We start from the raw sequence: 15,505 nt of genomic DNA on the forward strand, positions 1-15,505 counted from the left end.
GTTTTCGGTGGTTTGCTGCGCTCAGGCGTCATAGCCCCAGCGATTGATCCAAGGTTTCAGAATGTTCATCACCGGGCCAAGATGGGCGTCATAGCGGCGCCAACGGCCGTCGGCGCTGGAATACAGCCCCTGCGTGACCTGTTTGTAACTGGGCGTCCGGATCACCGGGCGGGCACGGGCGGATTTCTGGAAATCCGCCATCTCATCTCGCCAGTCCAGCCCCATATGGGTCAGCACCGGCTCGACCGCGCCGTGCAGATCGGCGATCAGATGTTCGTAGCGGATCTCGACCACGTTCAGCGCCAGCTTCTCGCGGTATCCTTCCCATAGGGAAAACACCCTGTCGTAAAGCCGGGCGGCCTGTTCGAGATCGAGAAAGTTGTTCATCGCCTCGTTGGGTTTGAAATTCTGCATGAAGCAGCTCAGCACGCTGTCCGCCGGATGGCGCAGGGCAAGGATGAACCGGGCCTTGGGAAAGTGACGCGCGATAGCGGCTGCCTCGACCAGATTGAGTGGCATCTTGTCGACCGCGATGCGCCCGTCCAGAGGAGCGCCGAGGTGCCGCTCGAAATCCGACAGATAGGCGGTGCGGCGTTTGGCAAGTTCTTCGGCGGTCAAGGCCGTCAGGCCAGCGGCTTCGGCACTGTGGGCGATGCCTTGGCTCAGGTGCGCGCACATCGGCTGTTCTTCGACGACGGCGATCTGCTCGTGCCCGCGCAGTATCGTGTCGAGCAGCGTCGTACCCGAACGCGGAAAACCCACCAGAAAGACCGGGGCCGCGGTGTCATCGTCGGCGGGCCAGCCACTGCTCAGCGCGTCCACCCCATCAAGGCGGGCCTGCACCATCGACAGGAAAGCATTGGGTTTGCCCGGCGCCACATGCATCTGGCGCTGTATGTCGTTCATCAGGCCAAAGGCGTCAAAGGCTGCATCGTAGCGCCCAAGCGCATCCAAGGCCCGGCCGCGCAATTCATACAGCACGGATCGGCTGTGGGGCGGCAATGCCGAGGCGTCGATGCTATCCAAAAGCGCAAGCGCACCGGCGTCGTCCTTGCCTCGGCTAAGCGCGGCGGCCTGATGCAGCTGCAAAAGCGGCGCGCCGGGGCAGGCGGCAAGGGCCTGTTCAACCGTCTTCGCCAGATCCTCCAGCCGGTTCAGCCGCTCAAGCGTGCGGCTAAGGGCATCCCATGTCAGAACCTGAGCGGGGTTCAGCTCGGTCGCGCGACGCAAATGGTTTTCCGCCTCGGCGATCCTGTCCAGATCATAAAACGCCAGACCGATTGCCAGATGGCTTTCGGCCTTGCGCGGGGCGACATCCAGCGCCGCCTGCGCGGCCTCGGCTGCGGCTTGGGGTTGGCCCATGTGTTGCAGCAAAGAGGACATGTTGATGTAGCTGTCCGCCAGCGCCGGATCGCTGCGCAGCGCATGATCATAGGCGCGCATCGCTTCGTTCATCCGGCCCGACATGCGCAGGGCGGTACCAAGCGCATTGGCTGCATCGCTCAGCAAGGGCTGGCGGGACAGCAGGGGCTGCGCTTGCGCAATGACCTGCGTCCAGTTCCCGGCGGCCAGAGCCTGCTCGACCGCCTTGGCAGCTTTGCGATCCTGCGGCGACAGTTTCAGCGCCGGGCGCGCGTATTTCCCCAACGCGGCCAAGGCCTTGCGCGCGCCCGCATTGCGGCTGTCCTTGGCCAGAACCTGCCGCAACAGGCCCGCTGCCTCGGCCGGCTTGCCAGTAGCGGCCAGCTTTTTGGCATGTGCGACAGGGTCCACATGCGGCGCGAACGAAGGGGCGGGGCGGGGCATCATGACAAAGGTTCAACCGTCTGGGCAAAGGGCGCGGAAAGGCTGGGGCGCCCGGTCAGACCGCGCGCCCCGACAATATCTCAGACCAGCACCGCGCCCTTGCCAGCAATGGCATTGGTCGCATTGGCATCGCCAAGCAGCATCTTGTTGTGCGGCTCACCCGAGGGGATCATCGGGAAGCAGTTCTCGTGCTTCTCGACGAGGCAATCAAAGATCACCGGCCCGTCGTAGTTCAGCATCTCCATGATCGCATCGTCCAGATCCTTGGGATCCTTGCAGATGATGCCCTTGGCGCCAAAAGCCTCGGCGAGCTTGACGAAATCCGGCAGCGCCTCGGACCACGAATGCGAATAGCGTTCACCGTGCAGCAATTGCTGCCACTGGCGCACCATGCCAAGGCGTTCGTTGTTCAGGATGAACTGCTTGACCGGCAGACGGTACTGAACCGCCGTGCCCATTTCCTGCATGTTCATCAGCCAGGAGGCTTCGCCCGCAACATTGATCACAAGGCTTTCAGGGTGGGCCATCTGCACACCGATGGACGCCGGGAAACCATAGCCCATGGTGCCAAGCCCGCCGGAGGTCATCCAACGGTTCGGATCCTCAAAGCCAAGGTATTGCGCCGCCCACATCTGGTGCTGGCCAACTTCGGTGCAAATGTAGCGATCCTTGTCCTTGGTCAGCGCCTCGAGCCGTTCAAGCGCGTACTGCGGTTTGATCGTGCCTTCGGAGTTGGTGTACTTGAGGCAATCGACCTTGCGCCATTCGTCGATGCGCGCCGTCCATTTGGCCAGCGCCTCGCGGTTGACCTTGCGGCCGCGCGCTTTCCACAGGTTCAGTACGTCCTCAAGAACATGGGCCACGTCGCCGACGATCGGGATATCGGTCTTGATCACCTTGTTGATCGACGAGGGATCAATGTCGATATGGACCTTTTTCGAATGCGGGCTGAAGGCGTCGATTCGGCCGGTGATACGGTCGTCAAAGCGCGCGCCGATGTTGATCATCAGATCGCAGCCATGCATGGCAAGGTTGGCCTCGTAAAGGCCGTGCATGCCCAGCATGCCCAGCCACGCCTTGCCGGACGCCGGATAGGCGCCAAGCCCCATCAACGTCGAGGTGATCGGAAAGCCGGTGGCTTCCACCAGTTCGCGCAAGAGCTGGCTGGCAACCGGGCCAGAGTTGATCACGCCGCCGCCAGTGTAGAACACCGGCTTTTCAGCTGTCTCGATCGCCTCGACCAGCTCGGTGATCATCTCCATGTCGCCCTTGACCTGCGGCTGATAGTGCCGCGTGCTGACCGCCGGTTTTGGCTGGTAGGTGCCGCTGGCGAACTGCACGTCTTTGGGGATATCGACAAGGACCGGACCGGGGCGGCCCGACATGGCCACATGAAAGGCCTCGTGAATCGTTGCCGACAGCTTTTCGGTCTCTTTGACCAGCCAGTTGTGTTTGGTGCAGGGGCGGGTGATGCCGACAGTGTCCGCCTCCTGAAAGGCGTCAGAGCCGATCATGAAGGTTGGCACCTGGCCAGTCAGAACAACGATCGGGATCGAGTCGAGCAAGGCATCGGTCAACCCGGTCACCGCATTGGTCGCCCCGGGCCCCGATGTGACAAGAACCACGCCCGGTTTGCCGGTCGAGCGGGCATAGCCTTCGGCCGCATGCACGGCGCCCTGTTCGTGGCGCACAAGCACATGCTTGATGTCATTTTGCTGAAAGACTTCGTCGTAAATCGGTAGCACAGCGCCACCGGGGTATCCGAATACCGTGTCCACACCCTGTTCTCTAAGGGCCTGAACCACCATTTTCGCTCCGGTCATCTGACGTGTCATTGCGCTTCTCCAATTTTCGACACTCGTCTTTATGCGCACAAAAAAGCCCCCGATTTTCAGTCGGGGGCGCATGGGTGAACCATATGGTTCCGGGTTACCCGGCCATGCGCCTTTTGCCTACGATTACCACTAGGGTGCTCATTCGGGGCCTCCGTTGCGTGCGTGGCGCACATTATGAGCCATGATCCGGGGCGTCAACCGCTAAAAGGCAGAAAAAATTGCCGTAGCGGGTAAAATTCTTTCCGAAAGTTGCGCGGGTTGGGGCGGAATGCGACATTTTGCGCAAATACCTGCCTGCGGATGGTCGAAATGCCCCAAGCTTTGCCGATTTTCCCCTTTGCGCGGGCGTCGCAATCCTCAAAATCCGGGGTTATATTGAGGGCGCGTAGCAAAAGGGCCAGAATAATGGCTGTCAGACAGACCCATGTAGCAGGCAGGTTCTTTCCCGAGGATCAACAGGCGCTGGACGCGCTCTTGGCCGAGTATGATGCCCAATGGCAGGGCTTGCGCGCGGAATTGCCCAGCGTGCCGCGCGCGGTGATCTCGCCTCATGCGGGCTATGCCTTCAGCGGCAAGCTGACGGCTGCGGCCTGGGCGGCGTTGGCGCGCGGAACCCCTGACCGGATCGCCATTCTGTCGCCGTCACACCGCGCCCGTTTTGACGGGATCGCCGTGCCGACCGCCCATGACAGCGTGGAAGTGCCGAAAAAACGGGTGCGGATTGATGCGCGGGCTTGCCATGCCCTGATCCGCGCCGATCTGGCCCACGGCCACGAAGCCGCCTTTGCCGAAGAGCATGGTATCGACACGCAACTGCCCTTTGCGCGGTATTATCACCCCAAGGTGCCGGTTGTCCCGATGGTGATTGGCGATGCGACCGAAGGGCAGGTTGCTCAGGCGATCGACCGGCTGACACGAATGAAGGGCGAAACGCTGTTTGTCCTGTCCAGCGACCTGAGCCATTTCCTGACGCAGGAACAGGCATTGCGGATCGACGCGCAGACTGCCGGGTTGATCGAAACCGGGCAGGGCGCGCGACTGACGCCATCCCATGCCTGCGGCGCTCGGGCGCTTTCAGGGTGGCTGGCCTCGCAAACCGGGGCCGGGTGCCGGGCGCTGCGTCTGGGAATGCACACATCCTTTGCCGCCAGCCAGAACGCCGAGCGCGTTGTCGGTTATGGTGCATGGGGGCTTTTCGCGCCGGAAGACGACATTCTGGATGGCACCTCGCGCAGGGCACTGCTGAATGTTGCGCAGGCAGCTTTGACATCGCGCCTGACCAAAGGTCTGCCGCCGGAAATCGACGTGAACAGTTTTGCCGTGCAATTGCGCACCCTGATGGCCAGCTTTGTCACGCTGGAACGCGGCGGCAGGTTGCGCGGCTGTATCGGTTCCATGGTGCCGCACCGATCATTGGTCGCAGATGTGGCCGCCAACGCGGTCAAGGCCGGGTTCGAGGATCCGCGCTTTGACCGGCTGACCACCGCAGAGCTGGGTGATCTGGATGTGAAGGTCTCGGTCCTGACCCGGCCCGCGCCCTTTGAAGTGACGGACGAAGCGGATCTGGTCGCCAGACTGATCCCCGAGGTCAGCGGCGCAATCCTGAGCGATGGTGACCGGCGCGGGTTGTTCCTGCCCTCGGTCTGGGCCTCGGTTTCGGACCCGCAGGAGTTTGTCACGGCGCTGAAACGCAAGGCCGGACTGCCGCCCGATCATTGGAGCGACAGCCTGCGCATTCAGACCTTCCGCGCCGAAGCTTTCGAAGGCCGCGCCGATCAGGAACGAGCCGCCTGAACGGTTGCCTCGCGCGTTTTGCAACATCTGCGCGCGCAGTCGTGATTTGAACGTGTGGGCGCCTTTCGGCATTCTGAGGTCAGAGCACAAACGAGGGAGGCCAACATGGCCCGCAATGTCTTTTACCGCGATTTCACCGGCGCCAAGGCGGCTTTGCTGGCTGTGCTGATGGCAGCGGCCGTGCTGATGGGCGAGATGCCGCATCCGGCCAGCGGACATGCGGCCTTGGATCAGTCGATGCCCGAGCGCATGTTGCCGGCCAGTGCCGTCAAGGACGCGCCCTGCGATACCGCGATCTTCGGCGTGAAACTGTAGAGCCGGCCCGCGCGACAATCACACAGTCACCCCGGTGCCCTGCAAGACCCCATGTTCCAATGCATAGCGGGTCAGCCCGGCGGTCGAGCTGATGCCAAGCTTGCGCTTGATGTTCTTGCGGTGTGTTTCGACCGTGCGCACCGAGATATCCAGAAGCAGCGCGACCTCTTTGTTGGACTTGCCTTGCGCCAGTTGCAGCAGCACCGATTGCTCGCGGTTGGTCAGCTGTTCGCGCGCGCCCTCTTGCGGGGTCAACGCGCCTTCGGCCCCGGTGCAAAGGTAACGCTCCCCCGCCATGACCGCGTCGATTGCCTGCTTGATCTCATCTGTCGGCACATCCTTCAGGACATAGCCGCGCGCGCCGTGCGACAGTGCGGTGGAGACATATTCCGGCGTGTCATGCATGGACAGAACCAGAATGCGCGTGTCCGGGCGGCGTTCGAGGATCATCTCGGTGGCGGACAGTCCGCCAAGGCCGGGCATGTTCAGGTCCATCAGGATCACATCGGGCGACAATTCATCGAGGCGGTCGATCATCTGCTGCCCGTCCGACAAGGTGGCCAGCACCTGAATGTCGTCATAGCTTTCGAGAATGGCCTCGATCCCTTCGGCAACCATGGGATGGTCGTCCACAACGACAACGCGGGTCACAGTGCTCATGCTTGTACCTTTGTTTTTATCGGTTTGCCCTCTTCCGGCGGCAGAAGGTGGGTCAGTGGAACCTGCGCTTCGATAACCGTCCCGGTTTTCGAGGACAAGACCCGCAGCGTGCCGCCAAGCTGGTCCATGCGTTCCTGCATGTTGCGCAGGCCGATCCCGGCGCGCGGCCCGCGCGCTGCCTCGCCCAGACCCAGACCGTTGTCAGAGATGCGCAGCGTCGCCCCGTCGCGGTGGCCGCGCAGGTCGATCACCACCTCGGTTGCGCCGGAGTGGCGCTCGATGTTGGTCAGCGCCTCTTGCCCGATGCGATAGAGCGCGATCTTGCTGTCCTGATCCAGACGGTTGCGGAATACTACGGTGTCAAAGCGCGTCTCGATCCCGGTGCGCGCCCGGAAATCATCGGTCAGCGATTTCAGCGCAGGGCCAAGGCCGAGATCGTCCAGCACGCCGGGGCGCAGGTCGCGGCTGATCCGGCGGACTTCGTGAATCGCTTCTGACAGGTTGTCGATGCCCTTGTTCAGCGTATCTTCGGCCCGGCCATCGCCCTGATGGATGCGACGGCGGGTGATATCCAGCGCATATTTCACCCCGACAAGGATCTGGCTGATACCGTCGTGCAATTCGCGCGCCACGCGCCCGCGTTCTTCTTCTTGCGCGTCAAAGACCCTCTGGGTGAGTTCCTTGAGCTTGGCATCGGCCAGCCTGCGTTCGCGGATGTTGAGAAACAGGCCCGACGAAAACACCAGCAAAAGCGCGCCAAGGGTGATGCCGCCGATATAGAGGAACGTGCGTCGCACGCGCGCCTCGACCTCGGCGCGGCTGGCGGCGATGCTGTTCAGGATATCGTCGATAAAGACCCCGGTGCCCACCGCCCACCGCCACGACGGGAAGGAGGTGACATAGGTGATCATCCGCGCCTCTTCCCCGGTTGAGGGCTTGGGCCAGAGGTGCTCGACATAACCCGCACCCGAGCGCGCGGTGTAAATGAACTGCTGAACGACCTTGGTGCCCTCGCTGTCGGTAAGATCCCACCAGTTCTGGTTGATCAACTCGGTCTGCCGGGGCGACACAATGTTGTTGCCGTCATAGTCATAGACGAAAAAGAACCCTTCATCGCCATAAATCATGGCCGCAAGGATCTGCATGACCTGCTCTTTGGCTGCCTCGTCCGAGGGCGCCGCCGAGCCGTAGACAAAGTAGAACCCGTTGCGGGCCTGGGTGACATAGTTGCGCAATTCGCGCTTTTTGGCTTCGATCAACTGGGTTTCGAGGCTGCGGATTTCCCGGTTGGCCAGTGCGCGCGATTGCGCGGCAACAAGGATCGCGATCGCCGAAACCGCCAGGATCATCGGGACCGAGGCCAGAAGGAACAGCTTCTGCCCGTAACTTATCCTGAATGACCCCAGTAAACTCCGCATGCGCCAAGCAAACCAGAGAAGTGCGTGCGGGGAAAGGGGCTACTGCGTGACAAGCCCTGCGATCAGTGCGGCCAATGCGACGATATGCAAAAGGACCAGCGCCTTGTCGCGCCACATCACGCCTATCGCCAGCCAGCCCAGAACGCCGATCAGGAACAGCGGGATATTCCACGGCGTCCAGCCGATTCCCGTCAGGGTATAGCCGCCGATCTGCGCCGCAGAGGCCAGCCATTTGACGGCTGTTACATGGGCGCCCCGCGCTTGCGGTCGCGGCAAAACGGCCTGTAACTCAAGGCGAGTCGTCAGATTTTCTGCACTCATCGAGCGGGTTCCTGTGGATTGCGCGGCGTGTTTCGTGCAAGCTATCCTTCGGGATACGGAGTGGACAGGCCAGAAGCACTGCGATGAGAGTGTAGAATAACTGATGCTCAAGACAGATGACCTGCCGCCGCTGAACGCGCTGCGCGCCTTTGAAGCCGCCGGCCGCCACCTGACCTTTCGCGCCGCCGCAGATGAACTGGGCGTCACCCAAGGCGCCGTTGCGCAACATGTGCGCGGCCTTGAGGCGCGTCTGGATGTGCTCTTGTTCGAGCGCCATCCACGTGGGCTGACCCTGACCGAAGCCGGGCGGCGCTATCACACACGGCTCAATCAGGCGTTCCGCATTCTGACCGAGGCGACATCGGACCTGCGCCCGGTGCCGGAACGTGTGACGATTTCGGTCACGCCGACCTTTGCCGCCAAATGGCTGATCCCCAACATGGCTGACTTTTCCGCAGCGCATCCCAAGGTGGACCTGCGCGTCATGGCCACCGAGGCGCTGTCGCGTTTTCAGGCCGACGGGGTGGATATCGTCGTGCGCTATGGCGTGCCGCCTTTCGGTGCCTCGCTGGCCGCGCAGGAGCTGTTCCGCGAAGGCGTCATCCCGGTTTGCTCACCCAAGCTGATGGAGCAGGCGGTGGATCTGACGGGGCTGAGCCTGCTGCACGACAGTCTGGATCTTTGGCCCGAGTACATCGAGCAAGTTCTGGGCATGACGCGCCCGGCGCGCCTGTCGGGGCCACGGTTCAGCACCATCACGCTGGCGCTTGATGCGGCCATGGCGGGGCAGGGCGTAGCGCTGGCCAACCGCTTTATGGTGGCCCGTGAATTGGCCGAAGGGCGTTTGGTACAGGCCCATGATGGCACATTGCAAACCCGGCATAGCTATCACGCGCTAACCCCGCAGGATCATCTCAGGAACCCGTCGGTCCGAGCGGTTTTTGACTGGCTGGCGGAACACGCTTCAGTTGAAATGGAACCTGAACCGCAGTCCTGACGTGCGCCGCGCCGCGGCATCGCCGCAAAATTGGTCACTTTTGTAACCCAACTCCGTAGCAGTGGGTATTTCTTTCCTCAAAACCGCCGCCTAGGGTGGCCGCACTTTAACCGATCCGTGTGCGGTGGGGAGCCGCGCGCGCAAGAAAACCTTATGGGAGGATTCATATGGATCGTCGTTCTTTCCTTCGCGCCTCGACCGTGGGCGCGGGTGCTGCAGCTGCTTCCACTCTGGCAGCGCCAGTATATGCTCAGGGCAAGCGCACCCTGACCATGGTCACCTCGTGGCCGCGCGGTTTTGCCGTTCTTGATGATGCGGCGTCCTACCTCGAAAAGTTCGTGTCCGAGATTTCTGATGGCAACCTGACCATCGACAAGAAAGCGCCGGGCGAACTGGTGGGCGCACTGGAAGTCTTTGACGCTGTGTCCTCGGGGCAGGCGGACATGTACCACTCGGCTGACTATTACTTTATCGGTCAGCACCCGGGGTATGCCTATTTCACCGCTGTGCCCTTTGGCGGCACCGCGCAGGAAGTTTCGAACTGGTATTATCATGGCGGCGGCGAAGCCCTGCATGACGAACTGGGCGAGATCTTCAACCTCAAGGGTCTGCTGTCCGGCAACTCGGGTTCGCAGTCCGGTGGCTGGTTCCGCAACGAGATCAAGTCGGCTGACGATTTCAACGGCCTCAAGTTCCGCATGCCCGGCCTTGGCGGCAAGGTGCTGGGCAAGCTCGGCGCATCGGTCCAGAACATCCCCGGCGGCGAACTGTATCAGGCGCTGTCCTCCGGTGCCCTCGACGGTCTCGAGTGGGTTGGCCCGATGGCCGACGAACGCGCCGGTTTCCAGGAAGTCGCGAAGGTCTACTACACCGCTGGCTTCCACGAGCCGGGTTCGGCGCTGGCCTCTTCGGTCAACCTGGATGTCTGGAACGACCTGTCGGACCAGCACAAGGCGATCCTGCGTTATGGCTCGATGGCTGTGACCCAGTACCAGCTGGCTGAAACTCTGGCCAACAACGGTGCCGCACTGGCCCGTCTTCAGGCACAGGGCGTCAAGACGCTGCAATTCTCGGACGACGTGTGGGATGCCTTCGGCGCCGCCTCCAAAGAGGTCATGGACGAGAACATGGGCGACGAGCTGTTCGCGAAGATCCGCAACTCCTTCGAAACTTCGCTGGCGAACTCGGCCGCGTGGATTCAGAAGTCCGACGGTTACTATGTCGAACAGCGCGTGCGCGTGCTGGGCGGCTAAGCCAAGCCAAGAGACACCGGAAAGGCCCCTGCAAGTCGGGGGCCTTTTCGCACATGACCCCGCCGAGGGGTAAGAAGATTTCCAAGACAGGCCGGACAACCGGCCGATGAGGGGGAACTCATGGAAGAAGAGGGCGCGGTCGGCTTTTTGCCAGCCTTGGCCGATGGGATACTTTGGATCCTTCAGAGCATTCCAATGGCGTTTTACAATCTTGGCTATGCGATCACGCATCCGGGGCTTTGGCTGGATTTTCTCAGCTGGAATGCCACTGCCGAGGACAAGCAATCGGTCATGCGGGTGGTCTACTATGGCGGCTCGACCGAATTTTTCTTCGTGGCGATCACGGTCTTCCTTGTGATCTTTGCCATCGGTCTTTGGCGCAATTCCTTTCTTTGGGGCACCGTCCGTGTGTTGGAAGGCTTTGCCAATACCGTTGGACGTTTCGCCGCCTGGGCAGGCCTGCTGATGGTGCTGCAACAGGTTGTCATCGTCTTCATGCAGCGGATCTTTACCCGGCCTGACATCTCGGTCGGGTTTGGCATCCCGCTGCAATTCGACATTTCGTGGTTCGCCGAAGAACTCAAGCTTTACAACGCCATGGTGGTGGCGCTGTGTCTGACCTACACATTCGTGCAGGGCGGCCATGTGCGCGTCGATCTGGTGTATTCCGCTGTGTCCTACCGCGCCAAGCGCGTCATCGACATGTTCGGCAGCCTGTTCTTCATGATCCCCATGGCGACGCTGATCTGGATGTATTCCTGGTACTTCCTCTGGCGCCACCTGATCGTGCCGAAACCTTCGGCGTCGGACCAATTGGACCGCCTGCTGACAAAATCCCGCGCCATGAAGTGGAACGTCGAGACCATCGGTTTCAGTCCCAATGGCTTTACCGGTTACTTCCTTTTCAAGGTGCTCATGGTCGCCTTGGTCGGGATGATCTTCATTCAGGCCTGGTCGTTCTTCTTCCGCTCATACCTTGAGTGGAAAGAGGGCGAAGAGGCAGAGGGCAAGTACCTTGACCGCGACATCCTCGAAGAGGGCGAAGAGCCCTACGATCACGCAGAATTTTAAGGCGGAGTCAGACATATGCTATTCGGACTAGATGGCGTCGAGATCGGCCTGATCATCGTCTTTCTCACGCTCTTTTCAGCGATCCTGTCGGGTTTTCCGGTGGCTTTTGCCATCGGTGGCGCCGGGGTCATTTCATTCGGCATCATCGCCGCGCTTGATAGCGCGGGATTGCTGATACACCAGGCGATCGACACAAGTTCGGACGCTTACAACGCACTGTTGGCGACCGGTGTTCCGGCGGAAACCGTCTCGATCTTCCGCAATCCCGAGTTGCCACGCATCGGCGTTCACGTCTTTGAACGCGGTTGGGAATACGCGCTGGACCGCAACGTGTCCTTCATCGTCAACCGTATCAACGAACGGGTCATCGCCGGCCAGTCGATTGAGACTCTGCTGGCGGTTCTGATGTTCGTGCTGATGGGGATCGTTCTGGAGCGCTCGAAGATCGCCAACGATCTGCTGACCACCATGGCGCGGGTCTTTGGCCCGCTTCCGGGCGGTCTGGCCGTGTCCATCGTCGTGGTGGGCGCCTTTCTTGCGGCGTCGACCGGGATTGTCGGCGCGACCGTGGTCACCATGGGTCTGCTCGCCCTGCCAACCATGCTGCGCAACAACTATTCGCCGGAACTGGCGACCGGGGTGATCGCGGCTTCGGGCACGCTGGGGCAGATCATTCCGCCATCCATCGTGATCGTTTTGCTGGGAACGTTGGCCGGTGACCTGTATTCCGCCGCGCAGGAAAGCCGCGCGGTCGAGGCAGGCTGTACCGACGCGTTGACCTATCTGGGTGAACCTGCCGTGGTTTCGGTGGGCACGCTGTTCCAGGCCGCGCTGCTGCCGGGGATCCTGCTGGCGCTGCTGTACGCGCTTTATGCCTTTGGTTTTGCGATGCTCAACCCCTCCAAGGCCCCTGCGGTCGAACTTGGGGTCAGCACCAATGAACCGGTCACGCGGGGCGAGGCCTTTACCTGGCTTCTGGGGGTTCCGATTGCGCTGATCGCCGGGACCATGTTGCTGACTCAGGTCAACATGGTGGGCAACCAGAACACCACGGTTTCGAGCTTTTCCGACATTGGCGAGTCGGCCAGCCTGCGCACCAATGTGAGCGAGCTTTGCCAGTCCGCGATGATCGAGCTGCACGGCCAAGAAGCGTGGGATACCGCCGTGGCCGAACAGAAGGTCATCGACGAATCTGGCGGCGCGACTGAAAGCACACGCCTGACGCCGGAAGAGATCGAGCAAGCCCGCGCTGACAAGGTGGCCGCGGCCGCCCCCATCGGCACCGGCATCGCGATCCTGACGGTGATGATGGGTCTGATCCTTGCCTTCGCACGCGGGATCTCGCCCAGCTCGGACCCGATGCCGCTGCTGATTGGCGGTGTGGGTCTGGTTCTGGGGCTATTGGTGGATATTGCCTTGATCAGTCCGCTGACCTCGCCGGGTTTGACAGTGATCTTCTTGTTCCTCCCGTGGGCGCTTGCGATCTATGGCTGTTATCATGCGATGGTGCGGCTATCGAAGCATGACCTGCTGCGCGTGGTCTTCCCGCCGTTGGTTCTGATCGTTGCGGTGCTTGGCTCGATCCTTGGCGGGATCACCAACCCGACGCCGGCTGCGGCGCTGGGGGCTGCAGGTGCGATCATGCTGGCTGCTTATCGCAAGCTGAAGGACGAAGACAAATCGCCCAAGGTCATCATCTGGTCGACCCTTGCGGTGCTGGTCATGATCCTTTTGGGTGTCAACTTTGACCTTCGCATCAATGCTGACAATGTCAGTTTCGAAAGCTGGGTGGCCTTTTTCTTTGCCTATGGCGCCTATCTCTATGCGCTGTTCGGGTTGCTGTTCAGCTGTTGGGTTCTGTACCGCTCCGGGGTTCTGACCCCGGCGGTGCGCGAAACCGCCAAGGTCACGAGCATGGTCTTCACCATCCTCATCGCCTCGCAGTTGCTGAACCTTGTGGTGATCTCCTTCGGCGGCGAGCACTATATCCAGAGCTTCCTCAAGAGCTTTGACAACGAGGTCAAAGTCTTCCTGATCGTGATGCTGGTGCTCTTTGTTCTGGGCTTTGTTCTGGACTTCCTCGAGATCATTTACATAGTCGTGCCGATCGTTGGCCCGGTGATCTATGGCGGCTCGTTCGATCCCAAGTGGGTGACGATCATGATCGCGGTCAACCTGCAGACCTCGTTCCTGACACCGCCCTTCGGGTTTGCGCTCTTCTACCTGCGCGGCGTGGCTCCGAAAGAGGTCACAACAGGCCACATCTATCGCGGCGTGGCACCCTTCGTGTTGATCCAGGTCGTGGGTCTGGCGATCCTGTGGTTCTTCCCGGGGATCGTGACCATCGTGCCGGACCTGATCCCGAACTGATCAAGGCGCGCACCGACACACCATTGCAAAGGGCCGTCCCGGTTGGGGCGGCCCTTTTCGTTCCGGCAATAGCCCTGTGCCAAAGACACTCAGCAAACGTGATGAAACGGCCAGCCTGTCCCTGTCAGCCAAGGCTGGTCCTGCAAACCGGCGTTGCGCGGGAGCGTTCAGGCCCGAGTGTCGGGAAAGGAGATATTGGCCACTTGTTCGGCGATCGGATCGGTCGAAAGCGGGTGGCTGTCCGCGTCATAGCTGTCGTCCAGCGACAGCGGCTCCCACTGTCCGTGGCGGTAAATCTCGACCGCATCGAACTGCGCCTTGTACCCCATCTTGTCTGAACCCGGCACCCAGTAGCCAAGGTAGACATAGGGCAGGCCCGCCTCGCGCGCGATGTCGATATGATCAAGGATCATCCATGTCCCCAGCGAGGCTTTGTGCAGGGTCGGCTCATAAAAGGAATAGACCATGGACAGCCCGTCATCGAGCATATCGGTCAGGCAGACGGCGCTCAGTTCGTCGCGGGTGCTGTCGATGTATTCGATCACGCGGCTGCGGATCGGCGTTTCCTCGACCATGGCGGCGAATTCGAAGACGTCCATATCGGCCATGCCACCATCGGCGTGGCGGGCATCCAGATAACGCCGGAACAGATCGTACTGATCCTCGGTGGCCCAGGGGCTGGTGGCGCGACGCGTCAGATAGGCGTTCTTTTTCAGCGTCCGGCGTTGGCTGCGCGACGCGGTAAAGCGTTTCACGTCGATCCGAGCCGACAGACAAGCGGCGCAATCGGTGCACGAAGGCCGGTACAGCACATTCTGTGAGCGCCGAAAGCCCTGCTTGGACAGCGTGTCATTCAGCTTTTGCGCCTCGTCCCCCTGCAGGGCGGTGAACAGCTTTCGTTCCATCCGGCCCTCAAGATAGGGGCAGGGCTGCGGTGCTGTTACATAGAACTGCGGTGCAATGGGAAGTGAATGGCGCATGGGTCTTTGGTGACTCGGGGTGTTGATGCCTGACGGTAACAAGTAAAATTTTCTGCGCCAACCCCCGGAACAAGTGAACCCCAGCATGTGCCGGGGTTTTCTTAAGGTTAGGTTAACCGCGTTCAGGCAGGCCGGGTCAGTCGGGCCGGGTCAGTCGGGCCGGGTCAGTCGGGCCGGGTCAGGCGCGGCGGTTCAGGGCGACGGTGCCCATGACCATATCGGTCAGGCCCTGTCCGCGTTCGGTCATGAACATCATGACGACCGAGATGATTTGCAGCGGAAAGACCGACAGCGAAATTGTATAGCCCAGCGTGTGCAAAAAGGCCTGGCTCAGATCAAAGCGATGGCCCTGCGCATTGCGGAACTCGATCGCCATCATCCGCATGCCCCATGTGGCCGATCCCGAACCAATGGTCAGCACACGGTAGATAAAGCTGACGATGGCAAACAGCAACGGCAGGAAAAAGGCGGCCACGAACACTGTAAAGATCAGGATCGGGACCATCATTGCCGCGACAATGATGAAATCGATCACCCAGGCAAGGCCGCGCTTGACCGTGACACCTTCGTAAAAGGCGTACTGACGCTGGGGGTCCGGCAGGTGGGTGTAGGTATCGCTATACATGGTGTCCCTTTGTGACATGTGGGGCGGCCCCTTGAAAAGGGGGCCGCGTTGCATCGGCCT

General features: G+C 61.1%; 13 protein-coding genes. 6 read left to right on the top strand and 7 right to left on the bottom strand.

The window, feature by feature from the left end:
* Positions 1-21 precede the first annotated feature (21 nt).
* Positions 22-1,809: a tetratricopeptide repeat-containing sulfotransferase family protein gene (locus tag ACOYQJ_RS06055; RefSeq protein ID WP_422905110.1), complete on the bottom strand. Its 1,788-nt coding sequence runs from the start codon at positions 1,807-1,809 to the stop codon at positions 22-24.
* Positions 1,810-1,886: 77 nt separating this feature from the next.
* Positions 1,887-3,641: an acetolactate synthase 3 large subunit gene (locus tag ACOYQJ_RS06060; protein ID WP_422905111.1), complete on the bottom strand. Its 1,755-nt coding sequence runs from the start codon at positions 3,639-3,641 to the stop codon at positions 1,887-1,889.
* Between the two features lie 405 nt (positions 3,642-4,046).
* On the opposite strand from ACOYQJ_RS06060, the gene amrA reads away from it, so the two are divergent.
* Together amrA and ACOYQJ_RS06070 are read left to right on the top strand one after the other, a co-directional pair.
* A complete protein-coding gene (gene amrA / locus ACOYQJ_RS06065; protein ID WP_422905112.1) occupies positions 4,047-5,435 on the top strand; it encodes an AmmeMemoRadiSam system protein A in 1,389 nt (462 codons plus the stop codon).
* Positions 5,436-5,540: 105 nt separating this feature from the next.
* Positions 5,541-5,750, top strand: coding sequence for a hypothetical protein (locus tag ACOYQJ_RS06070; RefSeq protein WP_422905113.1), 210 nt, complete (start codon positions 5,541-5,543; stop codon positions 5,748-5,750).
* An 18-nt stretch (positions 5,751-5,768) separates the two neighbouring features.
* On the opposite strand, the gene ACOYQJ_RS06075 is transcribed toward ACOYQJ_RS06070, so the two are convergent.
* The 3 genes from ACOYQJ_RS06075 to ACOYQJ_RS06085 are packed head-to-tail and all read right to left on the bottom strand — an operon-like array spanning position 5,769 to position 8,149.
* A complete protein-coding gene (locus tag ACOYQJ_RS06075) occupies positions 5,769-6,410 on the bottom strand; it encodes a response regulator transcription factor (RefSeq protein ID WP_422905114.1) in 642 nt (213 codons plus the stop codon).
* Entirely contained in the window at positions 6,407-7,828 is a 1,422-nt protein-coding gene (locus tag ACOYQJ_RS06080) for a cache domain-containing protein (protein ID WP_422905115.1), read from the bottom strand. Before ACOYQJ_RS06080 ends, ACOYQJ_RS06075 begins: the two co-directional genes overlap by 4 nt.
* A 39-nt stretch (positions 7,829-7,867) precedes the next feature.
* Positions 7,868-8,149 carry a DUF6552 family protein gene (locus ACOYQJ_RS06085; protein ID WP_422905116.1) on the bottom strand — a complete coding sequence of 94 codons (282 nt, stop codon included), beginning with the start codon at positions 8,147-8,149 and terminating at the stop codon, positions 7,868-7,870.
* A 103-nt stretch (positions 8,150-8,252) separates the two neighbouring features.
* On the opposite strand from ACOYQJ_RS06085, the gene ACOYQJ_RS06090 reads away from it, so the two are divergent.
* The 4 genes from ACOYQJ_RS06090 (at position 8,253) to ACOYQJ_RS06105 (ending at position 13,840) form a co-directional block, all read left to right on the top strand.
* A complete protein-coding gene (locus ACOYQJ_RS06090; protein ID WP_422905117.1) occupies positions 8,253-9,146 on the top strand; it encodes a LysR substrate-binding domain-containing protein in 894 nt (297 codons plus the stop codon).
* 167 nt (positions 9,147-9,313) lie between these two features.
* Positions 9,314-10,399, top strand: a complete 1,086-nt coding sequence (locus ACOYQJ_RS06095; RefSeq protein ID WP_422905118.1) for a TRAP transporter substrate-binding protein — start codon at positions 9,314-9,316, stop codon at positions 10,397-10,399.
* Positions 10,400-10,519: 120 nt separating this feature from the next.
* Entirely contained in the window at positions 10,520-11,470 is a 951-nt protein-coding gene (locus ACOYQJ_RS06100) for a TRAP transporter small permease subunit (protein ID WP_422905119.1), read from the top strand.
* 15 nt (positions 11,471-11,485) lie between these two features.
* The gene (locus ACOYQJ_RS06105; protein ID WP_422905120.1) at positions 11,486-13,840 is read left to right on the top strand and encodes a TRAP transporter large permease subunit; all 2,355 of its coding nucleotides are present in this window, start codon (positions 11,486-11,488) and stop codon (positions 13,838-13,840) included.
* 167 nt (positions 13,841-14,007) lie between these two features.
* Here the strand turns inward: ACOYQJ_RS06105 and ACOYQJ_RS06110 are convergent, their stop codons facing one another.
* Entirely contained in the window at positions 14,008-14,820 is an 813-nt protein-coding gene (locus tag ACOYQJ_RS06110; RefSeq protein WP_422905121.1) for an arginyltransferase, read from the bottom strand.
* A 178-nt stretch (positions 14,821-14,998) separates the two neighbouring features.
* Positions 14,999-15,463 carry an RDD family protein gene (locus ACOYQJ_RS06115; RefSeq protein ID WP_422905122.1) on the bottom strand — a complete coding sequence of 155 codons (465 nt, stop codon included), beginning with the start codon at positions 15,461-15,463 and terminating at the stop codon, positions 14,999-15,001.
* Positions 15,464-15,505 lie beyond the last annotated feature (42 nt).

Origin of the sequence: Pacificoceanicola algae (assembly GCF_049341065.1) — a bacterium.
GTDB lineage: Bacteria > Pseudomonadota > Alphaproteobacteria > Rhodobacterales > Rhodobacteraceae > Pacificoceanicola.